22 protein-coding genes are annotated in these 23,338 nt (G+C 72.3%); 18 read left to right on the top strand and 4 right to left on the bottom strand.

All coding sequences use genetic code 11. The annotated features are described in order from the left end of the window. Window positions 1-216: 216 nt before the first annotated feature. From D9599_RS00520 to ruvA, 3 genes are read left to right on the top strand one after another with little or no spacing between them, the layout of a single operon-like run. On the top strand, window positions 217-966 hold the full coding sequence (locus tag D9599_RS00520; protein ID WP_198379253.1) for a YebC/PmpR family DNA-binding transcriptional regulator: 750 nt from the start codon (window positions 217-219) through the stop codon (window positions 964-966). Further along, window positions 963-1,478 (top strand): crossover junction endodeoxyribonuclease RuvC, encoded by a 516-nt coding sequence (ruvC, locus tag D9599_RS00515; protein ID WP_198379252.1) that lies wholly within the window; start codon window positions 963-965, stop codon window positions 1,476-1,478. Before D9599_RS00520 ends, ruvC begins: the two co-directional genes overlap by 4 nt. Continuing rightward, window positions 1,475-2,083: a Holliday junction branch migration protein RuvA gene (ruvA, locus tag D9599_RS00510; protein WP_198379251.1), complete on the top strand. Its 609-nt coding sequence runs from the start codon at window positions 1,475-1,477 to the stop codon at window positions 2,081-2,083. The genes ruvC and ruvA overlap by 4 nt, the downstream gene beginning before the upstream one ends. A 1-nt stretch (window position 2,084) precedes the next feature. Here ruvA and D9599_RS00505 read toward each other — a convergent pair whose 3' ends face one another. Continuing rightward, window positions 2,085-2,234: a hypothetical protein gene (locus D9599_RS00505; protein ID WP_198379250.1), complete on the bottom strand. Its 150-nt coding sequence runs from the start codon at window positions 2,232-2,234 to the stop codon at window positions 2,085-2,087. Window positions 2,235-2,392: 158 nt separating this feature from the next. Here D9599_RS00505 and ruvB point away from each other — a divergent pair, with 158 nt between their 5' ends. Then, window positions 2,393-3,445 (top strand): Holliday junction branch migration DNA helicase RuvB, encoded by a 1,053-nt coding sequence (gene ruvB / locus D9599_RS00500; protein ID WP_198379249.1) that lies wholly within the window; start codon window positions 2,393-2,395, stop codon window positions 3,443-3,445. Between the two features lie 190 nt (window positions 3,446-3,635). Here ruvB and D9599_RS00495 read toward each other — a convergent pair whose 3' ends face one another. Beyond that, window positions 3,636-3,986 (bottom strand): hypothetical protein, encoded by a 351-nt coding sequence (locus D9599_RS00495; RefSeq protein ID WP_198379248.1) that lies wholly within the window; start codon window positions 3,984-3,986, stop codon window positions 3,636-3,638. 209 nt (window positions 3,987-4,195) lie between these two features. Here D9599_RS00495 and D9599_RS00490 point away from each other — a divergent pair, with 209 nt between their 5' ends. From D9599_RS00490 to thiD, 12 genes are all read left to right on the top strand, one after another. Next, window positions 4,196-4,627, top strand: a complete 432-nt coding sequence (locus D9599_RS00490) for a YbgC/FadM family acyl-CoA thioesterase (RefSeq protein ID WP_198379247.1) — start codon at window positions 4,196-4,198, stop codon at window positions 4,625-4,627. A gap of 119 nt (window positions 4,628-4,746) precedes the next feature. Next, a complete protein-coding gene (gene tolQ, locus D9599_RS00485) occupies window positions 4,747-5,520 on the top strand; it encodes a protein TolQ (protein WP_198379246.1) in 774 nt (257 codons plus the stop codon). Between the two features lie 4 nt (window positions 5,521-5,524). Then, window positions 5,525-6,043, top strand: a complete 519-nt coding sequence (gene tolR / locus D9599_RS00480; RefSeq protein WP_375373022.1) for a protein TolR — start codon at window positions 5,525-5,527, stop codon at window positions 6,041-6,043. Between the two features lie 9 nt (window positions 6,044-6,052). Then, complete coding sequence (locus tag D9599_RS00475; protein ID WP_198379245.1) at window positions 6,053-7,633, top strand: hypothetical protein; 1,581 nt, start codon at window positions 6,053-6,055, stop codon at window positions 7,631-7,633. Window positions 7,634-7,751: 118 nt separating this feature from the next. Further along, on the top strand, window positions 7,752-9,086 hold the full coding sequence (tolB, locus tag D9599_RS00470) for a Tol-Pal system beta propeller repeat protein TolB (protein ID WP_198379244.1): 1,335 nt from the start codon (window positions 7,752-7,754) through the stop codon (window positions 9,084-9,086). Between the two features lie 43 nt (window positions 9,087-9,129). Beyond that, the gene (gene pal / locus D9599_RS00465) at window positions 9,130-9,627 is read left to right on the top strand and encodes a peptidoglycan-associated lipoprotein Pal (protein WP_198379243.1); all 498 of its coding nucleotides are present in this window, start codon (window positions 9,130-9,132) and stop codon (window positions 9,625-9,627) included. Between the two features lie 98 nt (window positions 9,628-9,725). Next, window positions 9,726-10,637 carry a hypothetical protein gene (locus D9599_RS00460; protein WP_232479995.1) on the top strand — a complete coding sequence of 304 codons (912 nt, stop codon included), beginning with the start codon at window positions 9,726-9,728 and terminating at the stop codon, window positions 10,635-10,637. Window positions 10,638-10,658: 21 nt separating this feature from the next. Further along, window positions 10,659-11,846, top strand: a complete 1,188-nt coding sequence (gene tilS / locus D9599_RS00455) for a tRNA lysidine(34) synthetase TilS (RefSeq protein WP_198379242.1) — start codon at window positions 10,659-10,661, stop codon at window positions 11,844-11,846. A gap of 91 nt (window positions 11,847-11,937) precedes the next feature. Next, window positions 11,938-13,863 carry an ATP-dependent zinc metalloprotease FtsH gene (gene ftsH / locus D9599_RS00450; RefSeq protein WP_198379241.1) on the top strand — a complete coding sequence of 642 codons (1,926 nt, stop codon included), beginning with the start codon at window positions 11,938-11,940 and terminating at the stop codon, window positions 13,861-13,863. Between the two features lie 133 nt (window positions 13,864-13,996). Next, entirely contained in the window at window positions 13,997-15,049 is a 1,053-nt protein-coding gene (folP, locus tag D9599_RS00445) for a dihydropteroate synthase (RefSeq protein WP_198379240.1), read from the top strand. A 154-nt stretch (window positions 15,050-15,203) separates the two neighbouring features. Then, window positions 15,204-16,583, top strand: coding sequence for a phosphoglucosamine mutase (gene glmM, locus D9599_RS00440; RefSeq protein WP_198379239.1), 1,380 nt, complete (start codon window positions 15,204-15,206; stop codon window positions 16,581-16,583). After that, window positions 16,580-17,386 (top strand): bifunctional hydroxymethylpyrimidine kinase/phosphomethylpyrimidine kinase, encoded by an 807-nt coding sequence (gene thiD, locus D9599_RS00435; RefSeq protein ID WP_198379238.1) that lies wholly within the window; start codon window positions 16,580-16,582, stop codon window positions 17,384-17,386. The genes glmM and thiD overlap by 4 nt, the downstream gene beginning before the upstream one ends. On the opposite strand, the gene D9599_RS00430 is transcribed toward thiD, so the two are convergent. Next, a complete protein-coding gene (locus tag D9599_RS00430; RefSeq protein ID WP_198379237.1) occupies window positions 17,383-18,414 on the bottom strand; it encodes an AI-2E family transporter in 1,032 nt (343 codons plus the stop codon). The two genes, thiD and D9599_RS00430, sit on opposite strands and share 4 nt — an antisense overlap. Before the next feature lie 133 nt (window positions 18,415-18,547). Here D9599_RS00430 and D9599_RS00425 point away from each other — a divergent pair, with 133 nt between their 5' ends. Next, window positions 18,548-19,744, top strand: coding sequence for a phosphoserine transaminase (locus D9599_RS00425; protein ID WP_198379236.1), 1,197 nt, complete (start codon window positions 18,548-18,550; stop codon window positions 19,742-19,744). 63 nt (window positions 19,745-19,807) lie between these two features. Beyond that, window positions 19,808-21,253 (top strand): MFS transporter, encoded by a 1,446-nt coding sequence (locus tag D9599_RS00420; protein WP_198379235.1) that lies wholly within the window; start codon window positions 19,808-19,810, stop codon window positions 21,251-21,253. Here D9599_RS00420 and D9599_RS00415 read toward each other — a convergent pair whose 3' ends face one another. Then, window positions 21,254-23,335 carry a tetratricopeptide repeat protein gene (locus tag D9599_RS00415; protein WP_198379234.1) on the bottom strand — a complete coding sequence of 694 codons (2,082 nt, stop codon included), beginning with the start codon at window positions 23,333-23,335 and terminating at the stop codon, window positions 21,254-21,256. It abuts the gene before it with no gap. Between the last annotated feature and the right edge of the window lie 3 nt (window positions 23,336-23,338).

The following is a 23,338-nucleotide window of genomic DNA, read 5'->3' as shown; positions in this document are numbered from 1 at the left end:
ACTCAGGCAAGGGGCGCGCCAAGCGGTTCCGGACGCATCGCCGCGGGTGGCGCGGCCCGGCCCGGCCGATTATCATGATTCTCCCGAGCCCCGCCGCGAGGGCCGCCCCGGAACCCTCCGAGGCCTGGTCCCGGCGGGCCGGCGCGCGGCCTGCGGGCCCCTTCGGGGCATCCCGGCCGGCGTGCCGGGACCCGAGAAGGAACAGGAACGCCGACCATGGCCGGCCATTCGCACGCCAAGAACATCGCCCACCGCAAGGCCGCGCAGAGCGCCAAGCGCGCCCAGGCCTGGGGCAAGCTGATCCGCGAGGTCACCGTCTCCGCCAAGCAGGGGATGCCCGATCCCGCGCATAACCCGCGCCTGCGGGCGGCGGTGAAGGCGGCGCTGGTGGCCAACATGCCGCGCGACACCGTGGAGCGCGCGATCAAGCGCGTGGCCCAGGGCACGGACACCGAGAACTACGACGAGGTGCGCTACGAGGGTTACGGGCCGAACGGGGTCGCCATCATCGTCGAGGCGCTGACGGACAATCGCAACCGCACGGCCTCCGACCTGCGCTCGATGTTCTCGAAGAACGGCGGGGCGCTGGGCGAGAGCAATTCGGTGGCCTTCCAGTTCGAGCGGGAAGGGGTGGTGCGCTACCCGCCCTCCGCCGGGGATGCGGACACGGTGCTGGAGGCCGCGATCGAGGCCGGGGCCAACGACGTGGAGAGCGACGAGGACGGGCACGCGATCCGCACGGCGGTCGAGGACCTTTTCACCGTGCGCGACGCGCTGGAGGCGAAGCTCGGCCCGGCCGAGAGCGCGAAGCTGGAGTGGCGGCCGAACGCGACGGTGCCGCTGGACGAGGAAGCGGCGCGCGGCGTGCTGAAGCTCGTGGACGCGCTGGACGAGCACGACGACGTGCAGAACGTCTACGCTAATTTCGACGTGCCGGACGACGTGCTCGATCGGCTGACGGCTTGAGCCTCTCCGTTCGCATCCTGGGGCTCGATCCCGGCCTTCAGCACACGGGCTGGGGGCTGGTGGAGAGCACGGGGTCGCGGCTGCGCCACCTCGGCGACGGGGTGGTGAGCACCAAGGCCGACCTGCCGCTGGCGGAGCGGCTCTGCATCATCCACCGCGCGCTCTCGGCACTGATCGAGGAGCACCGGCCGGATGAGGCGGCGGTGGAGCATACCTATGTCAACAAGAACCCGGGCGCGGCGCTGAAGCTAGGGCAGGCGCGCGGGGTGGTGCTGCTGGCGCCGGCGATGCTCGGCGTGATCGTCGCCGAGTACCAGGCGATGGAGATCAAGCGCGCCGTGGTCGGCACCGGCCATGCCGACAAGATCCAGGTGCAGGACATGGTGCGGCGGCTGCTGCCGGGCGCCGTGATCAAGCGGGCGGACGCGGCGGACGCGCTGGCGATCGCGATCTGCCACGCTAATCATCGCTCCACGCGCAACGCGCTCGCGCGGGGCTATGTGCCGGCATGATCGGGAAGCTCACGGGGCGGCTCGATTCGGTGCACGAGGGGGGCTGCATCCTCGACGTGAACGGAGTGGGCTATCTTGTCGCGGCCTCCTCGCGCGCGGTCGCGGCGCTGCCGGCGGATGCGAAGGGCACGCTCTGGATCGAGACGGTGGTGCGCGAGGACGCGATCACCCTCTACGGCTTCGCGGACGCGGCGGAGCGGGACTGGTTCCGGCTGCTGACGGGCATCCAGGGCGTGGGGCCGAAGGTGGCGCTGGGGCTGCTCTCGGCGATGTCGCCGGGTGATCTGGCGGCGGCGATCCTGGCAGGGGACCGGGGAAGCCTGACGCGGGCACCGGGCGTGGGGCCGAAGCTCGCGGTGCGGCTGCTGAGCGAGCTGCGCGAGAAGGTCGGCGGGATGCCGACGGGGGATGCGGGCTTCGTCGTGCCCGCCGCGCCGGTGCCCGAGCGCGGAGCGGCGGCGGATGCCGTCTCGGCGCTGCTGAACCTTGGCTGGCGGCGGCCGGAGGCGGCCTCAGTCGTCGCGCGGGTGATGGACCGGCTGGGCGAGGGCGCCGAACTGAACACGCTGATCCGCGAGAGCCTGAAGGAAATGGCGCCGCGCTAGGTCACGCGCCCGGCCCGCCACGCTTCTTCGCGGGCAGGTCGGGCAGCGGGCAGAGGGCGCGCGACAGCAGCGGCAGGGCGGCGCAGGCGACGGCGGCCAGGGCCGGCAGCGAGAGAAGAAGCAGAGCGGGCGTGGTCAGGCCAGTGAGCATGGCGGTCTCGTAAGCGGGCTTTCGGGCTACGGAACTCCTTTCCTGCGCCGGCATCCCCTGTTTGGGGCAGGGCATCATCTGGCGGATTAGGTAAAGGAGGGATTGATGCGGCGCTCCTGCGGGGCGACAGGGGCAGGCGGTCACGCTATGTTCCGGTGATGAGCGCCTCTTCGAACCAGGATCGGATCACGGCCGGCAGTCGGCAGGAGGAGGACGCGGCCGAGGCCACGCTGCGCCCGCAGACGCTCGCCGACTTCACAGGCCAGCCGGCGCTGCGGGAGAACCTTTCCGTCTTCGTCCGTGCCGCGCGGGACCGCGGGGATGCGCTGGACCACGTGCTGCTGTTCGGCCCGCCTGGCCTGGGCAAGACGACGCTCGCGCAGATCGTGGCGCGGGAGCTGGGGGTGGGGTTCCGCGCGACCTCCGGCCCCGTTCTCCAGCGGGCGGGGGACCTGGCGGCGATCCTGACGAACCTGCAGCCGCGTGACGTGCTGTTCGTGGACGAGATCCACCGCCTCCAGCCTGCGATCGAGGAAACCCTCTATCCCGCGATGGAGGACTTCCAGCTCGACCTCATCATCGGCGAGGGGCCGGCGGCGCGGACGGTGCGGATCGACCTGCCGCCCTTCACCCTCGTCGGCGCCACGACGCGGGCGGGGCTGCTGGCCACCCCGCTGCGCGACCGTTTCGGCATCCCGCTGCGCCTCCAGTTCTACTCGCCGGAGGAGTTGGAACTGATCGTGGCACGCGGGGCGCAGAAGCTCGGCTTCGTGCTGACGCCGGACGGGGCGCGGGAGATCGCGCGACGGGCGCGGGGAACGCCGCGGATCGCCGGGCGCCTGCTGCGGCGGATCCGGGACTTCGCGGCGGTCGCCGGGCGGCCGGCGGACAAGAAGCTGGCGGATTCCGCGCTCGAGCGTCTGGAGGTGGACCGGCTGGGCCTGGACGCGATGGACCGGCGTTATCTGCGCCGCCTGGCCGACCACCATGGCGGCGGTCCTGTGGGTGTGGAAACCCTGGCGGCGGCCCTCGCGGAGAGCCGGGACACGCTGGAGGAGGTGATCGAGCCCTACCTCATCCAGGAGGGGCTGATCCTGCGGACGCAGCGTGGGCGCGTGCTGGGGCTCCCGGGATGGAAGCACCTGGGCATGACGCCGCCGCGCAACGCGCTAGCCGCGCAGGGGGATTTGCTGGACGATCCGGAGGTCTGACGGTCTGGTCCGATGCCGGGGCGCCGCTGATCCGGGGAGGGGAAGAAGGAAATCGCCCTCTTCCCAGCCCCATCAGAGGCGGTGCCTCTGACCCAGATCCAAGAGCCCTAAATCCTCAGCCCGGCGGGATGAACGCTGCGCGTTCACCCGGGAGGTCCGGAGAGGACAGCGCCCTCTCCGGTCCCGGCCCTCAGCGCGCCTGGGTGGAGGTATTCCCCGGCGCCGTCGAGCGGCCGGCGACGGAGGGCCCGGCCGGGCCGGTGCCGATGTCAGAATTATTGGGCATAGGGTTGCCGCGGCCGGTTGTGCCCCTGCTGCTGCCATTGGTGCCGGTGCCCGCGAGGCTGTCGTCATTATGGCCGGCGCGGCCGGTGGAGGTGGGTGCTCCGCCGGAGCGCGGCATGGCGCCGACGGAAGTGCCGCCGGAGGTGGAGCCGACGGCCGGGCTGCCGCTCATGCCGCCACTCGTTTGGGCCTGCGCACTGAGGGCGGTGCCGGCGAGGAGGGCGAGGGCGAGGGTGGCGTGCTTCATGGCCGACATGGGCTGTCTCCCGTTCTTCCGTGCGGCCGGTTCGCGGGACCGCAGGATGGATAACGGCCGAGGCGGACATTCTTTGGCACGGAACCGGCTGGCCGATTCACGTCTTCCGGAGGCAAGGCGTGGTACGGCGGCCATCGCGCCGCTGAAACCCTTTCGAATCCTGCGTGAACCCCTGGCCGAGGAGCGCGAAGGGCGCTAGGGCGCGGCTCATGGAAGTGCACCGCTTCTCGCTTCGCGTCTATTTCGAGGACACCGATGCGGGCGGCGTGGCCTACCATGCGAACTACCTTCGCTGGGCGGAACGGGCGCGGACGGAATCCTTGCGCGACATTGGGTTGCCGCATTCGCTTATGATGGAGCGTCACCGTTCGTTGCTTGTGGTGCGGCGCATCGAAGTAGCGTATTTGCGGCCCGCGCGGCTCGATGATGCGGTGGTGGTGGAGACGCGGGTGCTGAAGGCCGGCGCTGCCTCGGTTGACGTGGGGCAGGACGTTGTGGCGGCCGATGGCGGGATGCTGGCGCGGCTGAAGGTCGGGCTTGTCTGCGTCTCGCAGGACACGCTGCGGCCAGCGGCGCTGCCGGAGCCCTGGCGTTCGGCCCTCAGGCCGGCGGTGGGGCCGGTGGAAGGGCGGGGCGGCTAGCCGCTTCGCCCTGTGACTGCGCCGTGGGGACGGCGCGCTGCGGGCTCGTGGGCCCGGCGGGTGATGAATGACCGCTCCCGGGGGGGATGCGGTGGTGGCGCCCCGATTGGGGCGAGGGGATGAGGAGACCGCCCGTGGGTGGTGTGACTGCGCAGAACCTGGCCGCGGCCGGGCACGACCTCTCTCTCTGGGGGCTCTTCCTCCAGGCAGACTGGGTGGTGAAGGCCGTGATGATCGGGCTGCTGATCGCCAGCGTCTGGGTCTGGGCCATCGTCTTCGAGAAGTGGAACACCATGCGGCGCGTGAACCGCGCGGCGGACGCCTTCGAGGACAAGTTCTGGTCGGGCGGCAGCCTGGAGGACCTCTACCGCACGGACGGCGAGCGGCCGACGCACCCGATGGCCGCCGTGTTCGGCGCCGGCATGCGGGAGTGGCAGCGCTCCGCGGACGGCGGCGCGACCGGCGTGCTCGCGCTCACCGGCATGAAGGAGCGGTCTGAGCGGGCGATGAACGTGGCGGTGGGGCGCGAGATGGACGGCCTGGAGAAGTGGATGACCTTTCTCGCTTCCGTCGGCTCCGTCGGGCCCTTCATCGGTCTGTTCGGCACGGTCTGGGGCATCATGAACTCCTTCTCGGCCATCGCCGGGATGAACAACACGAACCTCGCCGTGGTGGCGCCGGGCATCGCGGAGGCGCTGTTCGCGACCGCGATCGGCCTCGTGGCCGCCATTCCGGCCGTGCTCGCCTACAACAAGATCAACGTTGACCTGACGCGCTTCTCCGGCCGGCTGGAGGCCTTCTCGGCAGAGTTCGGCGCGATCCTCTCCCGCCAGGCCGAGGAGGCGCCGGCCTCCGTGCCGACCTCCGGCGCCCGCCAGACGGCCCAGGTCTGAACCGGTGGCCGTCTCCCTGAACGCGGGCGGCGGGCGCGGCGGACGCCGCCGCCACCGGCCCATGGCCGACATCAACGTCACCCCGATGGTGGACGTGATGCTCGTGCTGCTCATCATCTTCATGGTGGCGGCGCCGCTGATGACCGTCGGCGTGCCGGTGGACCTGCCCAAGACGAACGCGGCCGCGCTCAACCAGGAGCAGGAGCCGCTGACGATCACGGTGAACCCCGAGGGCAAGATCTTCCTGCAGGAGACGGAGGTGCAGGCCGAGAACCTCGTGCCGCAGCTCCAGGCGATCATGGCGAACCAGCCCCAGGGCCAGCCGGAGCGGCGCATCTTCGTGCGCGGCGACCGCAGCATCGCCTATGGCCGGATCATGGAGGTGATGGGCATCGTCTCCTCCGCCGGCTTCTCGCGCGTGGCGCTGCTGGCCGAGCAGCCGGCGGGCCAGCCCGCCCGCGGCACCGCGCCCGCCCGCCCGGCGGCCGTACCGGCTCGCCCCGCGGGCACGCCGCAGCGCTAGGACCCCTCCATGGCGTCGGAGATGACAGTCTGGGCGGATGGCGGCACCTCGGAGAGCCGCCTCCGGAACTGGGTGGCGGCCTCGCTGCTGCTGCACGCCCTGGTGGCGGCACTGCTGATGGCCGAGCTGCCCGGCCGCAAGATCCCCGAGCCATTGGAGGAGGCAATCCCGGTCGAGGTGGTCGTGCCGGAGGTACCGCAGCTCTCGGAGGCGCCCGAGCCGCTGCCGCTGCCCGCGCCGCCCGTGCCCGCGCCGCCGACGCCGAACGCGGCGCCGACCCCGCCCGAGCCGCCCCGCACCGAGGCCCCCGCGCCGCTGCCGCCGCCCCCGCCGCCGAACCCGGCCGCACCGGCCCCGGCCGCGCCGCCGCCCGCCGCGCCGGTGGAGGCCCTGCCGATGCCCGCGCCGCCGCCGCCTCCTGCGCCGAGCCAGGCGGCAGCCCCGGCGCCCACGCCGCCGATGCCGACTCCTCCGGTCCAGGCCGCGGCGCCGACGCCCCCGACCCCGGCGCCTGCGCCTACGCCGCCGGTGCCGACGCCGCCGGTTCAGGCCGCGGCGCCGCCCGCGCCCACGCCGCCCCCGCGCCCTGCCACGCCCGCTCCCGCGCCGCAGCCGGCGCCGGTCCAGGCGCAGCCGGTGGCGCCGCCGCTTCCCCTGCCGCTGCCGGCCGCGCCGCCGGCGCCTGACGCGATCCGGCAGGCCCAGCCCGCGCCGGCGCCGACCCCGCCGCAGCAGCAGGCCGCGGCGCCCGCGCCGACACCGCCGCCTGCTCCGACCCCGCCGCGCCCGGTGCCGCAGCCCCAGGCTGCGCCCGCGCCGACTCCGCCCGCGCCGCCGGCACCTCCCGCCCCGTCTCGCCCTGCGCCGGCACCGGCTCCTGCGGCGACGCCGGCACCGGCGCGGCCGAGCCCGGCGCCGCCGCAGCAGGCTGCCGCACCCGCGCCGCCGGCACCGCCCGCGCCCGCGGCGGCGCCCTCCCGGCCGGCGCCCGCGGCGGCGCAGCAGCACGCCTCGGCGGCGACGCCTTCGCCGGCACCGGCGGCGCCCGCGCGGCCGAATGCGGTGGCGAACCAGGCGCCGGTTCCCCCGGCGCGGGAGAGCAACGCGCGGCCCGGCACGGGGCAGACCCCGCCGGTGGCCAACCCGGCCGAGCACAGCAATTCCGTACAGAGCACGCTTGAGCGCCTGCGCGCCCAGGCGGCGGCTTCCGCAGCCGCGCGGCCGCGGCCCAGCGTCCCGGCTGCGGCAGCCCCGGGCGGCGGTGCGCCGACGGGCGCGGCGCAGCTCACGGCCGGGGAGGTGCGCGGGGTGGCCGACAAGATCAGCGAGTGCTGGTCGGTCGATGCCGGCGCGCCGGGCCTCGAGAGCATCGTGGTCGAGCTTCGCGTGGAGGCCGATGCGGCCGGCGTGGTGCGCGTGGTGCGCCCGGCCGGCAGCGTGCCGACCGAGCCCCGGGCGCGGGCGGTGTTCGAGGCCGCACGGCGGGCGCTGATGGACCCGAAATGCTCCCCGCTGCCCTTCCCGCGGGACAAGCTGGCAGCCATCAACACCGCGACCTTCCGCTTCAACCCGCGCGGGCTGACGCGGTGAGGCAGCACGCCCGCGCCATCAATCCGGAAGGCGGCCGGGGTGAGCTGTGCCGGGGCGGGTTGCGTCCCGCCGCCGCATCGGCTTCATCCGCCCTCCGCAACCCCGAGGTTTTCCATCCATGATGACGACCCCCCGGCGTGGCCTGATTTTGGGCGGGGCCGCGCTCCTCACGGTGCCGGCGGCGGCCCGTGCCCAGGGAAGCAGCCAGGGCGCGGTGATCGACATCACCCGCGCGCGGACGGACCCGATCCCGATCGCGGTGCCGGCGCTGGCGGGCGGTGGCGGACGCGGGGCGGATATCGCGCGCGTCATTCAGGCGAACCTGCGCAACTCCGGGCTGTTCCGTCCCGTGGACAACGCGGCTTTCATCCAGAGCGCCGAGGCCGCGGCCGCGACGCCGCGCTTCCAGGACTGGCGGGTGATCGGCGCCAATGCGCTGGTGACCGGCCGGGTGGAGGATCAGGGCGGGCGGCTGCGGGTGGAGTTCCGGCTGTGGGACGTGCTGCCGGAGCAGCAGATCCAGGGCACCGCCTTCACCGCCCCTGCCGCCCAGTGGCGCCGCATCGCGCACCTGATCTCCGACGTGATCTACGAGCGGCTGCTGGGCGAGAAGGGCTACTTCGACACGCGCATCGTCTACGTGGCCGAGAGCGGGCCGCGGGACCGTCGCACGCGGCGGCTGGCGATCATGGACCAGGACGGGGAGAACAACCGCTTCCTGACGGACGGTTCCTTCCAGGTGCTCTCGCCGCGCTTCCATCCGAACGCGCAGCAGATCGTGTTCATGTCCTACTTCCAGAACACGCCGCGGGTTTACCTGTTCGACCTGAACAGCGGGCGGTCCGAGGTGCTTGGGCAGTTCCCGGGGATGACGCTCTCGCCGCGCTTCAGCCCGGACGGGCGGACGGTCGTGCTCTCCTATGCCCGCAACAACGACGCGAACATCGTGGCGGTGGACGTGGGCTCGCGCTCCCAGCGGCAGCTCACCTCGGGCAACGGGCTGGACGTCTCGCCCTGCTACAACCCGGACGGCACGCAGATCGTGTTCAACTCCGACCGGGGCGGCGACCAGCAGCTCTATGTCATGGACGCGGGCGGGGGCGGGGTGCGGCGCATCTCCTTCGGGCGCGGGCGCTACGCGACGCCGGTCTGGTCGCCGCGCGGGGACCTCATTGCCTTCACGCGCATCTCGGGCGGGCAGTTCGGGATCGGCGTGATGCGGCCGGACGGCTCCGGGGAGCGCATCCTTTCCGAGGGCTGGGGGATGGAAGGGCCAACCTTCGCGCCGAACGGCCGGGTGCTCGCCTTCTACCGGGAGAGCCAGGCGCGCGGGGCGCGCGGCGAGGGTTACTCGGCCCGTCTCTCCCAGATTGACATCACCGGCTTCAACGAGCGGCAGATCGTGACGCCGACCGACGCGACCGACCCGTCCTGGTCGCCGCTGCTTGCCTGATTTTTGCTACACACCTTCAACGATTTCAGGGGAAGTTAGAGAGATGAACGCGAAGATCCTGGGTGCGCTCGGCGCTCTGGCCCTGCTGGCGGCCTGCTCGTCCGACGACGCGAGCAACGCGGCGGCGACGGGTGCTGGCGGCTCCGGTGGGCTGGCCGGCGGCGCCGGCATGGGCTCCGCGCGCCCGGGCAGCCAGGAGGACCTGGTGGCCAATGTCGGCGACCGCGTGTTCTTCGACACGGACAGCACCCAGGTGCGCGCCGACGGCCGCTCCACGCTCGAGCGGCAGGCCGCCTGGCTCGCCCGCTACCCGCAGGTGAGCGTCTACATGGAAGGCCATGCGGACGAGCGCGGGACCCGCGAGTACAATCTCGCCCTCGGCCAGCGCCGCGCCAATGCGGCGCGCGACCTGCTGGTGGCGAGCGGCGTTTCCGGCCAGCGCATCCAGACCGTGTCCTACGGCAAGGACCGGCCGGCGGCGCTGGGCTCGGATGAGGCGTCCTGGGCGCAGAACCGGCGCGCGGTGACGACGGTCCGCTGAGACCGCGATTGGACGGCCTTCGGGCCGGCGCGCCCTTTGCGCGCCGGTTCCGGGGCGATGACACGGGGCCCGGCGATCCGGGCCGTGGAGGGGTGAGGATGCGCGGACGCGGGTCTTGTCGCCGGGGCGGGGTTCTCCCGCTCCTGCTCGCAGGCGTGGCTGTGGCCGGGCTGATGCCCGGTGCTGCCTGGGCGCAGGCGGAGAGCCGGGAGGGCCTCTACCTCCAGAACCAGATCCTGCAGCTTCGGCAGGAAATGGAGCTGATGCGGCGCGCGGGGCCCGTCGCACCGCAGGTGGCAGCGCCGTCGCGTGGCGGCGTGCCCGCGGGCGGGGGGGAGCTGGTCGCCCAGCTCCTCGAACGCGTGGCGGCGCTGGAGGACGAGGTGCGGCGCCAGCGGGGTCTGGCCGAACAGGCGGAGTTCCGCAATCGCACGCTCCAGCAGCAGGTGGAGAAGCTTCAGGGCGACGTGGAGTACCGCTTCAACCAGATCGAGAGCCGGGGCGCGGCCGGGGCTGGATCGGCGGGGCGAGCCGGGGGCGGGCAGCAGGGCGCGCTGAACCCATCGACACCCTCCGCGCCCGCGGCACCGCCGGCACCGGCCGGGCAGCCGGCCGCGCCCACGCCGCGCACGCCGGAGGTAGCGTTGCGCGAGGGGCAGACGGCGCTGGAGCGGCGTGACTACGCGGCGGCCGAGGCGGCGGCCCGGGAGGTGCTGGCCGCGCGCGCGCCGACGCGGGCGCAGGATGCCGGGATCCTTCTCGGCGATTCGCTGATCGGCAAGCGGGACTACCAGAACGCGGCGCTCGCCTATGACGACGCCTATCGGCGCGCGAAGACCTCCGGCCGGGCGCCGGAGGCGATGGTGGGGCTGGCGAATGCCTTCAACGGCTTCGGCGCCAAGCGCGAGGCCTGCCAGACGCTCGATGACCTTCGCAGCCAGTTCCCGCGCGTGCCGGCGAGCCTCGCGGAGCGCGTGGCGGGGGCGCGGCAGAGGGCCGGCTGCCGCTGAAGGCGGTTGCTGGCTAGCCGGGTGGCTGGCCTGGAGGCCGGGTTCGCGGTTGCCATGGCCGGGCTGGGGCCCTTCGGGCCGGCGCCGGTGCTGGGCATCGGGGTTTCGGGCGGGCCGCACAGCTTGGCGCTGGCGGTGCTGGCGCGTGGCTGGGCAGCGGCGCGTGGCGGACGGGTGATCGCCCTGGTCGCGGATCATGGCTTGCGGGAGGGCAGCGCGGCGGAGGCGGACGGAGTGGTCCGGCGCCTGTGCGGCATGGGCATCGGGGCGCGGCTGCTTTCCCTGGGGCTCTCCCCCGGACCGGGGCTGCACGAGCGGGCGCGGGCTGCGCGGCTGGCGGCTCTGGCCGAGGGCTGCGAGGCGGCAGGGGCGCCCTGGCTGCTGCTGGGCCATCACCGCGCGGACCAGGCGGAGACGGTGGCTTTCCGCGCGCTCCGTGGTTCCGGCGAGACGGGGCTGGCAGGCATGGCGGCGGCGCGGCCGGCGGGTGGGGTGCTGGTACTGCGGCCGTTGCTGGGAATGGGGCCCGGGGAAATCGAGGATTTCCTTGCCGCGCAGGGGCTGGTGCCGGTGCGCGACCCCTCCAACGGCGACCCGCGCTTTGCCCGGGCGCGGCTGCGGGCGGTGCTGGGAGATCCCGACGGGCCTGGCGTCGCGGCGCTGTCCGAGACGGGCGCAGGATTTGCGGCGCGTCGGGAGAGAATGCGAGGGCTGGTAGCGGCGCGGCTGGCGCAGGCCGTGCGCTTCGAGCCGGAGGGCTGGGCGCGGCTGGACCGGGGCGCGCTGGGAACGGATGCGGTGGCAGAGGCGGCGCTCTCAGCCCTGGTCCGGGCCTTGGGCGGGGGTGGGCACCCGCCGGGGCGCGGGGCGGTCGCGGCGATGCTCGCGCGAGGCGGGGGCAGCCTCGGCGGCGCGGTCTGGCGGGGCGCGGTGCTCTGCCGGGAGCCGGCCCGCTGCGCGCCGGCGGCGCCGGCCCTGCCGGGTGTGATTTGGGATGGACGCTGGCGGGTGGTCACGGCACCTGAGGGGGCGGCCGTCGGGGCGCTCGGCGAGGTGGCGGGACGGGGCCGGATGCCCGCGCTGGTGGCGGCGGGTCTAGCGGCGGTGAGGGATGCCGACGGGCGGCTTCTCGCCGCCCCAGGTCTCCCTGGTGGGCGCCACGAGGGTGTGAAGGTCGAATTCCACCCGATTACTGGACCAGTCGCGTGAAACCCGGTTCATCTGGTGGTTCCCTGTTAGCCATCGCATCCCTATCTTGTTGTGCGTGCCGGTTTCGCCGGCCAAGGATCGGGACCTCCAAGTGAACAATTTCGGTCGCAACCTCGCGCTCTGGGTCATCGTGGCCCTGCTGCTCGTGGCGCTGTTCAATCTGTTCCAGCCGTCGGGCACCTCCTCCGCGCGTGGGATGCAGGTGGCCTATTCGGACTTCCTCAACGAGGTTCAGCAAGGGCATGTGCGGGACGCCACCATCCAGGGGCGGATCGTCTCTGGCCAGCTCCAGGACGGGCGGACCTTCAGCACCTACACGCCTGAGGACCCGCAGCTCGTCCAGCGGCTGACGGAAAAGGGTGTACGCGTTGTCGCGCGGCCCGAGGAGAGCGACGTCAACCCGCTCTTCCAGATCCTCATCTCCTGGTTCCCGATGCTGCTGCTGATTGGCGTCTGGGTCTTCTTCATGCGGCAGATGCAGGGCGGCGGAGGCCGGGCCATGGGCTTTGGCAAGTCCAAGGCGAAGCTGCTGACGGAGAAGTCCGGCCGCGTGACCTTCGAGGACGTGGCGGGCATCGAGGAGGCGAAGGGCGAGCTCGAGGAGATCGTGGAGTTCCTCCGCGACCCCCAGAAGTACCAGCGCCTCGGCGGCAAGATCCCCAAGGGCGTTCTGCTGGTCGGACCTCCGGGCACGGGCAAGACGCTGCTCGCGCGCTCGGTCGCGGGTGAGGCCAACGTGCCCTTCTTCACCATCTCGGGCTCGGACTTCGTGGAGATGTTCGTGGGCGTGGGTGCTTCCCGCGTGCGCGACATGTTCGAGCAGGGCAAGAAGAACGCCCCCTGCATCATCTTCATCGACGAGATCGACGCGGTCGGCCGGCACCGCGGTGCGGGCCTGGGCGGCGGCAATGACGAGCGCGAGCAGACGCTGAACCAGATGCTCGTGGAGATGGACGGCTTCGAGTCGAACGAGGGGGTGATCCTTATCGCGGCGACGAACCGGCCGGACGTGCTCGACCCCGCGCTGTTGCGCCCCGGCCGCTTCGACCGCCAGGTCGTGGTGCCGAACCCCGACGTGAACGGGCGGGAGAAGATCCTGCGTGTCCACATGCGGAAGGTTCCGCTGGCCTCCGACGTGGAGCCGAAGGTGATCGCGCGCGGCACGCCGGGCTTCTCGGGCGCGGACCTCGCCAACCTCGTGAACGAGGCGGCGCTGCTCGCGGCCCGCACCGGGCGCCGGACGGTGGGGATGCACGAGTTCGAGCAGGCGAAGGACAAGGTGCTGATGGGCGCCGAGCGTCGCTCGCTGGTGATGTCCGAGGCCGAGAAGCGGATGACCGCCTATCACGAGGCCGGCCACGCGCTGATGGCGATGAGCGAGGAAGAGTGCGACCCCGTCCACAAGGCCACCATCATCCCGCGCGGCCGCGCGCTGGGCTTGGTGATGTCCCTGCCGGAGGGTGACCGCTATTCCAAGCACAAGTCCAAGATGAAGGCCGAGCTTGCCATGGCCATGGGCGGCCGGGTCGCGGAGGAGATCATCTTCGGCCCGGATAAGGTGTCCAACGGCGCCTCGGGCGACATCAAGATGGCGACCGATCTGGCTCGACGGATGGTCACCGAGTGGGGCATGTCGGACAAGATCGGCATGGTCGCCTATGGCTCGAACGACCAGGAGGTCTTCCTCGGGCACTCGGTGACGCAGTCGAAGAATGTTTCCGAGGCGACGGCGCAGGCGATCGACGGGGAGATCCGCTCGATCATCGACACGGCCTATCAGCGGGCGAAGAAGACGCTGACGGACCGGATCGAGGAGCTGCACCTGCTGGCCAAGGGGCTGCTGGAATACGAGACCCTCTCGGGCGACGAGATCCGGCAGGTGCTGCGGGGCGATCCAGTCGTGCGGGACCGGCCGGACGAGCCGGTGAACCAGGGGCGCGGCAGCGTGCCGACCTCCGGCCGGCCCAACCCGCGGCCCGACGCTGGGGGGATGCAGCCGGCTCCCTCCGGAGCCTGAGGCGGGGCTTTCCGCCCACGCCCCCTGGCGCTGGGGACCACGAAACGCTTGAATGGAACGGGGGCCCTCAGTGGCCCCCGTTTCCGTGCGTGACCCCCCGATGCGCCGGATGGCACGGGGGAGGGAGGGACCGATGGCGCGCTGGGTCGAACCGATGGGTCTCCTGCACGGACGGGGCGCCTTCGCCGCCGTGGCCGCCGGGGCTGCCCTGCCGCTGGAGGGCGGGTCGGCGGCCTTTACGCTGGTGCGCCTGATCGAGGACGGGCGCGCGGCCGGGCTGATGCCCGCGGTGGAGACGCCGGAGGACTGGCAGGAGGCGGTGTTGGCCCTGACCCGGCCGCCCCGCCCCTTTGCGGGCCTGCCCGACACGGCGAGCCTCGGGCGGCCACTGGTCATGGGGGTGCTGAACGTCACGCCCGACAGCTTTTCCGATGGCGGCAAGCATTTCGACCCTCGCGCGGCGCTGATGGCGGCCGATGCCATGCTGACCGCGGGTGCCGACATGATCGATGTGGGCGGGGAGAGCACCCGCCCCGGTGCGCTGCCGGTGGATGCCGAGACGGAGATGGCGCGGGTGCTGCCGGTGATTCGTGCGATCGCCCGCGACGCGCCTGTGAGCGTCGACACGCGCCACGCCGCCACTATGCGGGCGGCGCTGGAGGCAGGGGCCGAGGTGGTGAATGACGTCACCGCCCTTCGCCACGATCCGGAGGCGCTGGCGGTAGCGGCGGAGGCCGGCTGCTCGGTTGTGCTCATGCACATGCCCGGCACCGAGCCCGCGACCATGCAGGAGCACGCGCAATACGCGGACGTGACACTGGAGGTGACCGAGTTCCTGGCCGGGCGGATCGCCGCCTGCGAGGCGGCCGGCATCCCGCGGGAGCGGATCGCGGTCGATCCCGGCATCGGCTTCGGCAAGACGATGGAGCACAACCTCGAACTGCTGGACCGCCTGCCGATTCTGCTGGGGTTGGGCTGCCCGATCTTGGTGGGGGCCTCGCGCAAGCGCTTCATCGGCACGCTTTCCGGGGTGAAGGCACCGGCGGACCGGATGGCGGGCAGCCTCGGGGTAGCGGTCTCGGCCGCGACGCGGGGAGCGGCCATGCTGCGGGTGCACGACGTGGCGGAGACGGTGGCCGCGCTGCGACTTTGGCGTGCGAGTGTCGCAGGGGTGCCGCAATCCTAAGGCAAGGCTTGCGCCGCGAAGTGGTGCTAGGGATGGTTTCGGCGCGGCAGCCGGACGCACGGCCGGAACGGTAGCGGTACAACCTCTCGTTTCATTGCAGAGCCGTGTTGCCTGTGCCGCGTTATGATGGCGCGTCGAGTGAGGTGAGGTTTTGATGACGAACGCGCAGCGGCGTCTTTTCGGTACCGATGGCATCAGGGGTGTCGCGAACCGCGCGCCGATGGACGCGGCCACTGCCCTTCGGCTGGGCCAGGCGGCAGGGCGCTACTTCAACCGGGGCCAGCACCGGCATCGGGTGGTGATCGGCAAGGACACGCGGCTTTCGGGCTACATGCTGGAGCCGGCGCTGACCGCGGGCTTCGTTGGCGCGGGGATGGATGTCGTGCTGCTCGGCCCGCTGCCGACGCCGGCCGTCGCGCTGCTGACGCGGAGCCTCCGGGCGGATCTCGGCGTCATGGTCAGCGCCTCTCACAACTCCTACGAGGACAACGGGATCAAGCTCTTCGGGCCGGACGGGCTGAAGCTCTCGGACGAGCAGGAGATCGCGATCGAGGCGATGATGGAGGGTGACCTCACCTCCGCGCTGGCCGCTCCGTCGAAGCTCGGCCGCGCCTCGCGGCTGGAGGGCGCACAGGGGCGCTACATGGAGGCGGTGAAGGCCAGCTTCCCGCGCGGCCGGAGCCTGGAGGGGCTGCGGATCGTCGTCGATTGCGCGCATGGCGCCGCCTATCGCGTGGCGCCGACCGTGCTGTGGGAGCTGGGGGCGGAGGTGGTCTCCGTCGGCGTCGCGCCGGATGGCTTCAACATCAACGACGGCTGCGGCAGCACGGCGCCGGGGCAACTCTCGGCCCTCGTGCGGGAGAGGCGGGCCGATCTCGGCATCGCGCTCGACGGCGACGCGGACCGGGTGGTGCTCGTGGACGAGACCGGGGTGGTCGTAGACGGGGATCAGCTTCTCGCGGTGGTGGCCGAGTCCTGGGCGGCGTCCGGGCGGCTGAACGGGAAGTGCGTGGTGGCGACCGTGATGTCGAATCTCGGGCTTGAACGCTTTCTCAACGGAAAGGGGCTCAATCTGCACCGCACGAAGGTCGGCGATCGGTATGTCGGCGAGGCGATGCGCGAGCGGGGCTGCAACCTCGGCGGCGAGCAGTCGGGGCATCTCATCCTCTCTGACCACGGCACGACCGGGGACGGGCTGGTGGCGGCGTTGCAGGTGCTGGCCGTGCTGGTCGAACAGGGGCGCCCCGCGAGCGAGGTGCTCCGCCGCTTCCGGCCGCTGCCGCAGAAGCTGGTGAACGTTCGCCATGCCGGCGGGTCGCCGCTTGAGGACGAGCGGGTGGTCGAGGCGGTGGCGGCCGCCGAGGCGGAGCTGGGATCGCGCGGGCGGGTGCTGATCCGCCCGAGCGGGACGGAGCCGCTGATCCGGGTGATGGTCGAGGCGGAAGAGGATTCGCTTGTGGAGATGCTGACGGCGCGGCTGGCCGATGTTATCCGGAGGGCGGCGGCCTCGCCCTCGCGGGTGGCGGCGGAATGAAGGGACGCGTGCTGATCGTCGCCGGGTCTGATTCCGGCGGCGGCGCGGGCATCCAGGCGGACATCAAGGCGGTGACGGCCATGGGGGCCTATGCGGCCACCGCCGTCACGGCGCTGACGGCCCAGGACACGGAGGGCGTCCGGGCCGTGCACCCGGTGCCGCTCGATTTCCTGCAGCTGCAGATCCGCATGTCGCTCGAGGATATCGGGGCGGATTGCATCAAGACAGGGATGCTAGCGGATGCCCCGACCATCGATGCCGTCTGCGATGCGCTGGCGGGTGCGGGCCTGCCGCTGGTCGCCGATCCGGTGATGGTGGCCAAGGGTGGCGCGCGGCTGCTCGACCCGGCCGCAGTCGAGACGCTGAAGCGACGGCTGATGCCGCTGGCGACCGTGCTGACGCCCAATCTGCCGGAGGCAGAGGTGCTGTCAGGGATGGAGATCCGCGATGTCGGGACGATGCACCACGCGGCGGAGGTGCTGATGACACTTGGCGTGCCGGCCGTGCTGCTGAAGGGCGGGCACCTGGAGGGACCGGTGGTGACGGACGTGCTGGCGACCGAGGAGGGGGTGGAGGTCTTCGAGAGCCCGCGCATCGAGACGCGGCACACCCATGGCACGGGCTGCACCCTGGCCTCCGCGATCGCGGCGGGGCTGGCGCAGGGCATGGGGCTGCGGGACGCGGTCCTGCGCGCGCGGGGGTATGTGGCCGCGGCGATCCGCTCCGCGCCCGGCTACGGGCGCGGGCACGGGCCGCTGGACCATGGCGTGACGGTCGATCCGGCGCGGGTGGCTGCGGTCTAGGGCCGGATCAGGGGCTTTCGGGTCGCGTCGGCGGGGTCCTCAACCCAGCCCTCCACGTAGGAGACGCGCACGGCGGCCAGCGCCGCCGCCGCGACGGGCGCGGCGAGTAGGACGCCGAGGAAGCCGAGCCCCGTGCCGAAGATCGCCTGGGCGCCGAGCAGCACCGCCGGCGGTACGTCCGCGGACTGCTTCTGCACCATGGGCGTGAGGAAATTGCCCTCGATGTTCTGGGAAGCGAAGAAGAGCGCGACCACCCAGGGCACGAGGGAGGGATCCTGCGAGGCCGCGATCAGCACGGCCGGGACCGCGCCGATCACCGGGCCGATATAGGGCATGAAGCCGAAGATTGCGGTGAGGATCGCCAGCAGCGCGGCGAGCGGGACGCCGAGCGCCCAAAGACCCAGGAAGGTGAAGACCCCGGTGAAGGTCATGCCGAACATCTGGCCGAGCAACCAGCCGCGCAGCGAATCCGCCATCGCGTTCAGCGTGGCCTCGCCCCGCGGGCGGAGCCCCGGCGAGAGGAGCGCGAGCGCGCCGCGCCGGTAGAGGGTCGGGTCGGCACCTATGTAGAGACCCAGCAGCAGGACGAGCAGCACGTTGCCCAGGGCGCCGAGCAAGCCGCCGATCCCGGCAAGCGCGAAGTTCGCCGCGGCCTGGGCAGAGGGCTCCATGGACTCGGGCGAGGTGTTCCGCTTGAGCCATTCCGCGCCGGGCAGGCCGTTGAACAGCTCGGCAAGGCTGCGCAGCACGCGCGGGGCGGCCTCCGTGAACTCGCGCACCTGGCCGGCCAGGGTGGCGAAGCCGAACCACACGACGAGGCCGATCACGATGAGCGCGAGGAGGGCCACGATCATGACGCCCCAGTGCTCGGCGATGTTGAGATACCGGGCCAGGGGGACACCGGCAGCCCGGAGGGCCACCGCGAGCAGACACCCCGCGAAGAAGATGAGCAGCACGTCCGGCACCAGCAGGCCGACGAGCGCCAGGGCGGCCAGGGCGATCAGGAGGGTGGCTGTTTCGTGTCGCATCGCGGGCGCAACGGGGCGTCGTTCCGGAGGTTGCTTCCGGTCATTCGGGGGCGGGCGCTTGACCCGCGGAACGAGCGGTAGCAAGCGCAGGGTCCTGGGCCGCGGCGCGGTCTGCGGGCAAGGGGCGAGGCACATGGGTGCGACGATCGAGCTGGGCAGGGCGAGGCCTTCGGTGCGGCCGGCGAATCCGTGCTTCTCCTCCGGCCCCTGCGCCAAGCGGCCGGGCTGGTCGCTGGCGGCGCTGGAGGGGGCGATGCTCGGGCGCAGCCACCGGGCGCCGGGGCCGAAGGCGCGCATCAAGGAGGTGATCGACCGGTCGAAGGCGATCCTCGGCATGCCCGCGGACTGGCGGCTGGGAATCGTGCCGGCCTCCGATACCGGGGCGGTCGAGATGGTGCTCTGGTCGGTGCTGGGCGCGCGGGGCGTGGACGTGCTCGTCTGGGAGTCCTTCTCGAAGGAATGGGCCAAGGACGTCGTCACGCAGCTGCGGCTGGCGGATGCGGTGGTGCGGGAGGCGCCCTACGGGCAGCTTCCGGCGCTCGATCCTGTCGCGCCCCATCGGGATGCCGTGTTCGTCTGGAACGGCACGACGAGCGGCGTGCGGCTGCCCCATGCGGATTTCATCGCGGACGAGCGCGAGGGGCTGGCGATATGCGACGCTACCTCGGCGGCCTTCGCGATGCGGCTGCCCTGGGAGCGGCTCGATGTCGTCACCTGGTCCTGGCAGAAGGTGCTTGGCGGGGAGGCGGCGCACGGGATGCTGGCGCTCTCGCCCCGCGCCGTTGCGCGGCTGGAGGGCTACGAGTCCGGGCGGCCGCTGCCGAAGATCATGCGGCTGACGAAGGGCGGAAAGCTCATCGAGGGGATCTTCGAGGGGGATACGATCAACACGCCCTCGCTCCTCTGCGTGGAGGACGCGCTGGACGGGCTGCGCTGGGCGGAATCGGTCGGCGGGCTGGACGGGCTGATCGAGCGGTCGGAAGCGAATTTCGCGGCGGTCGATCGTTGGGTTTCCGCCAGCGGCTGGGCGGACTTCCTGGCGGAGGATCCGGCGACGCGGTCGCCGACCTCCATCTGCCTCAAGATCACGGTGCCCTGGTTCCGCGCGCTGGACGGGGCGGCGCAGGCGCGGGTGGCGAAGCGGCTGGCGGCGATCCTGGAGGCGGAAGGAGTGGCGCTCGACATCGCCTCCTACCGCGACGCACCGCCGGGGTTGCGGATCTGGGGCGGCGCGACCGTCGAGACCTCCGACATCGAGGCGCTGCTGCCGTGGCTCGACTGGGCCTTCGCGGAGGTGGGGGTGGAGATGGCGCACGAGGCGGCGGGCTGACGCCGCTGTAACCTTCGGGCCTCTTTGCGGTTCCGCTCCGGCGCGTCCTTCCGGGGAGGAACCATGTCGAGCAGCCAGAGCACCGCCAGCTTCCAAACGGATGTGCCGAACCGGCTGGACCGGCTGCCCTGGTCCCGTTTCCACTGGCTGGTGGTGGTGGCGCTCGGCGTCACCTGGGTTCTGGACGGGCTGGAGGTGACGCTGGTGGGCTCGCTCGCCGGCGCGATCCGCGAGAGCCCGCGGCTACAACTGACGGAGACGCAGGTGGGGCTGACGGCATCGGCCTACCTGCTCGGCGCCGTCTCGGGGGCGCTGTTCTTCGGCTGGCTGACGGACCGGCTGGGGCGGAAGAAGCTGTTTACGCTGACCGTGCTCGTCTACCTCGTGGCCACGATCGCGACCGGCTTCTCCTGGGATTTCTGGTCCTTCGCGATCTTCCGCTTCCTCACGGGCGCGGGGATCGGGGGGGAATATTCAGCGGTGAACTCCGCGATTCAGGAGCTGATTCCGGCACGGCGGCGAGGGACGACGGACCTCGCGGTGAACGGGACCTTCTGGGGAGGCGCGGCGGCCGGCGCCGCCTCCTCGCTGCTGCTGCTCGATCCCGCGGTGATCGACCCCGAGATCGGCTGGCGCTTGGCCTTCGGGGTCGGGGGCGCGCTGTCGCTCTCGGTGCTGCTGCTGCGGCGCTACATTCCCGAGAGCCCGCGCTGGCTGATGACGCATGGGCGGAAGGAAGAAGCGGAGAAGATCGTCAGCGGTATCGAGGCGCGGGTAGAGCGCGAAAAGGGACCGCTGCCGCCGATCATGGGGCGGCCGATCACCATTGACCCGCGCACCCACACGACGCTGGGGGAGGTGGCAACGACGCTGTTCCGCACCTATCCGCAGCGGGCGGTGCTGGGCATCGTGCTGATGGCCTGCCAGGCCTTTTGCTACAATGCGGTGTTCTTCACCTACGCGCTGGTGCTGACGCGCTTCTACGACATTCCCTCCGCGCATATCGGCTGGTACATGCTGCCCTTCGCGCTGGGGAACCTCGCGGGGCCGCTGACGCTCGGGCATTTCTTCGACACGGTCGGGCGGCGGGTGATGATCACCGGCACCTACGCGCTGGCGGGGGTGCTGATGGCGGCGACGGGCTTCGCCTTCGCCCAGGGTTGGCTCTCGGCCTGGGAGCAGACGCTGGCCTGGACGGTGATCTTCTTCTTCGCCTCGGCCGCCGCCTCCGCGGCCTATCTGACGGTGGGGGAGAGCTTCCCGCTGGAGATGCGGGCCATGGGGATAGCGCTGTTCTACGCCTTCGGCACGCTCGTCGGCGGGGTGGTGGGTCCCGCGCTTTTCGGCGTGCTGATCGAGGGCGGGGAGCGCGTGAACATCATGTGGGGCTACCTGCTCGGGGCCGCGCTGATGCTCATTGCCGCGGGGACGGAGTGGAAGCTCGGCTTCGCGGCGGAGGGGAAGTCGCTGGAGGACGTGGCGCGGCCCCTCTCCCAGGCGGCGGAGTAGTCAGGCCGCGAGGCGCCTTTCCGAGGCCAGAGCGGTGGGGATGCGGGCAATCACGTCCTCCCACCGCTCCGACCGGGCGCGGCGGTGCAGGCGAAGGCTTGGGTACCAGGGGGTGTCCACGCGGTCGAGCAGCCAGCGCCAGTCCGGCAGGGAGGGGAGCAGCAGGTGGACCGGGCGGCCGAGCGCGCCGGCGAGATGGGCGACGCTGGTGTCCACGCAGACCACGGCATCCATAGCCATGAGGACGGCGGCGGTCTCGGCAAAGCTGGTCAGGCGTGGGCGCAGGTCGGTGAGGCCGGGGGTGGAAGCCAGGAAGGGCTCGTCCGAGGGGCGGACCTGCGTTTGAACGAGGAAGGCCTCTACGCCTGGGCGCAGCAGGGGCGCGAAGAGGGCGAGCGGAACGGAGCGGTGCCGATCACCGGCGTGCTCCGGGTTGCCCGAGCAGGCGATGCCCAGGCGGAAGGCCTCGCCCGGCAGGTCGCGCGCCCAGGCGGCGGCGCGTGCGGGGTCGGCGCGGAGATAAGGGATGGGCGCCGGGATGCTGTCGAGCCGCGTGCCGAAGGCGAGGGGCAGGCTGAGCAGCGGGCACTGCGCGTCGTGCGGCGGGGCCTCTTCGTCGGCACCGATCAGTGCGGCGATGCCCGGAAGGTCCGACAGCAACGGGTGAAGGGCGCGCTGCGCCTCCAGCACCACGCGCGCGCCGCGCTTGGCCGCTAGTGGGATGTAGCGGGCCATCTGGATGGTGTCGCCCAGACCCTGCTCGGCATGGAGGAGCAGAGTGCGGCCCTCCATCGCGTTCCCGGCCCAGAGGGGGGATGCGGCGTGGCGGTGGGGGCGGCAGCCCTTGCGCTGCCAGCGCCACTCGTAGCCGCGGAAGCCCTCCTCCAGCCGTCCGAGGGCGAGGGCGCTAAGGGCGGTGTTCCAGTGGGCGTCGGCGTAATCCGGATCGACGGCAAGGGCCTCGCGGTAGAGGGCGATGGCGTCCTCGTGCCGGCCGAGGCCACGGAAGGCGTTGCCGCGGTTGAAGGGGATGCTGCGGTTGCCGGGGTGGAGCTCGGCGGCACGGTCGAAGCAGCTCATCGCCTCCTCGAAGCGGCCGAGCTCGGTCAGGGCGATGCCGCGGCCGTTCCAGGCCTGGCCGGAGGCGGGGTCGGCGTGCAGGACGAGGCGATCCTCCGCCTCGGCCTCCGCGTGGCGGGCGAGGCGGGTGAGGACCTCGGCGCGGTTGCGGTGGCCGGCGGCGTTGTCGGCCAGCGAGAGGGCGCCCTCGGCACTCTCGAGCGCTTCCTCGTGGCGGCCCAGGTCGCAGAGGGCGGCGGTGCGGTTGGCCAGCGGGTCGGCGAGCTGCGGGGCGAGGGCGATGGCGCGATCAAAGCTCGCCAGCGCCTCCTCCGGCCGATTCAGGGCGCGGAGGACGACGCCCTGGGTGTTCAGGAAGCCCGGATCGTCGGGGCGGAACATGAGGGCAATACCGATGCTCGCGAAGGCTTCGGTGTCCCGGTGGAGGTCGGCCAGGGCGGTCGCGCGATTCGCGTGGGCGCTGGCGTAGTCGGGCTTGCGGGCGATGGCGAGGTCATAGGCGGCCAGCGCCTCGGCGGGGCGGTGAAGGGCGCGCAGTGCGTTGCCGCGGTTGTTGTGGAGTTCCGCCATGTCAGCTCCAAGGGCGCGGGCCTCTTCCAGGGCGGTCAGGGCATCGGCCGGGCGGTTGAGCGCCTGCAGGGCGTTGGCGCGCCCGATGCGGGCCTCGGCGAGCTTCGGGTCGAGGGCGATGGCGCGGTCGAAGGTATCGAGCGCCTCCGCGGGCTGGCCGTCATCGACGAGGGCGTTGCCGAGGTTGCTGTGGACGAAGCCGTGGCGCGCGTCCTCCGCCAGGGCGCGGCGGAGGAGGGGGATAGCGTCCGCGGGGTCCCCGCGCATGGCGCGCAGCAGGCCGAGCAGGTGCAGGGCCTGGAAGTGGCGCGGGTGCTCCGCCACCACCGCGCGGTAGAGGGGCTCGGCGGCCGCGAGGTCGTCCGCGCGGTGGAGCGCGAGCGCTTGGGCGGTGCGGCGCTCGGCCTCCGCCGGGCTGCTGTGCTGGGGCAAGTT

This window comes from Roseomonas sp. KE2513, assembly GCF_016107305.1.
Classification (GTDB): Bacteria; Pseudomonadota; Alphaproteobacteria; order Acetobacterales; family Acetobacteraceae; genus Roseomonas.
The sequence above is the reverse complement of the archived record's forward strand: the minus strand, read 5'-3'. Positions and strand labels throughout refer to the sequence as shown.

Excerpts from the sequence above, each read along its gene's own strand:
- D9599_RS00520 (WP_198379253.1), top strand. The coding sequence starts at position 217 with ATGGCCGGCCATTCGCACGCCAAGAACATCGCCCACCGCAAGGCCGCG.
- ruvA (WP_198379251.1), top strand. The coding sequence starts at position 1,475 with ATGATCGGGAAGCTCACGGGGCGGCTCGATTCGGTGCACGAGGGGGGC.
- D9599_RS00505 (WP_198379250.1), bottom strand. The coding sequence starts at position 2,234 with ATGCTCACTGGCCTGACCACGCCCGCTCTGCTTCTTCTCTCGCTGCCG.
- ruvB (WP_198379249.1), top strand. The coding sequence starts at position 2,393 with ATGAGCGCCTCTTCGAACCAGGATCGGATCACGGCCGGCAGTCGGCAG.
- D9599_RS00495 (WP_198379248.1), bottom strand. The coding sequence starts at position 3,986 with ATGTCGGCCATGAAGCACGCCACCCTCGCCCTCGCCCTCCTCGCCGGC.
- D9599_RS00490 (WP_198379247.1), top strand. The coding sequence starts at position 4,196 with ATGGAAGTGCACCGCTTCTCGCTTCGCGTCTATTTCGAGGACACCGAT.
- tolQ (WP_198379246.1), top strand. The coding sequence starts at position 4,747 with ATGAGGAGACCGCCCGTGGGTGGTGTGACTGCGCAGAACCTGGCCGCG.
- D9599_RS00475 (WP_198379245.1), top strand. The coding sequence starts at position 6,053 with ATGGCGTCGGAGATGACAGTCTGGGCGGATGGCGGCACCTCGGAGAGC.
- tolB (WP_198379244.1), top strand. The coding sequence starts at position 7,752 with ATGATGACGACCCCCCGGCGTGGCCTGATTTTGGGCGGGGCCGCGCTC.
- pal (WP_198379243.1), top strand. The coding sequence starts at position 9,130 with ATGAACGCGAAGATCCTGGGTGCGCTCGGCGCTCTGGCCCTGCTGGCG.
- D9599_RS00460 (WP_232479995.1), top strand. The coding sequence starts at position 9,726 with ATGCGCGGACGCGGGTCTTGTCGCCGGGGCGGGGTTCTCCCGCTCCTG.
- folP (WP_198379240.1), top strand. The coding sequence starts at position 13,997 with ATGGCGCGCTGGGTCGAACCGATGGGTCTCCTGCACGGACGGGGCGCC.
- glmM (WP_198379239.1), top strand. The coding sequence starts at position 15,204 with ATGACGAACGCGCAGCGGCGTCTTTTCGGTACCGATGGCATCAGGGGT.
- thiD (WP_198379238.1), top strand. The coding sequence starts at position 16,580 with ATGAAGGGACGCGTGCTGATCGTCGCCGGGTCTGATTCCGGCGGCGGC.
- D9599_RS00430 (WP_198379237.1), bottom strand. The coding sequence starts at position 18,414 with ATGCGACACGAAACAGCCACCCTCCTGATCGCCCTGGCCGCCCTGGCG.
- D9599_RS00425 (WP_198379236.1), top strand. The coding sequence starts at position 18,548 with ATGGGTGCGACGATCGAGCTGGGCAGGGCGAGGCCTTCGGTGCGGCCG.
- D9599_RS00420 (WP_198379235.1), top strand. The coding sequence starts at position 19,808 with ATGTCGAGCAGCCAGAGCACCGCCAGCTTCCAAACGGATGTGCCGAAC.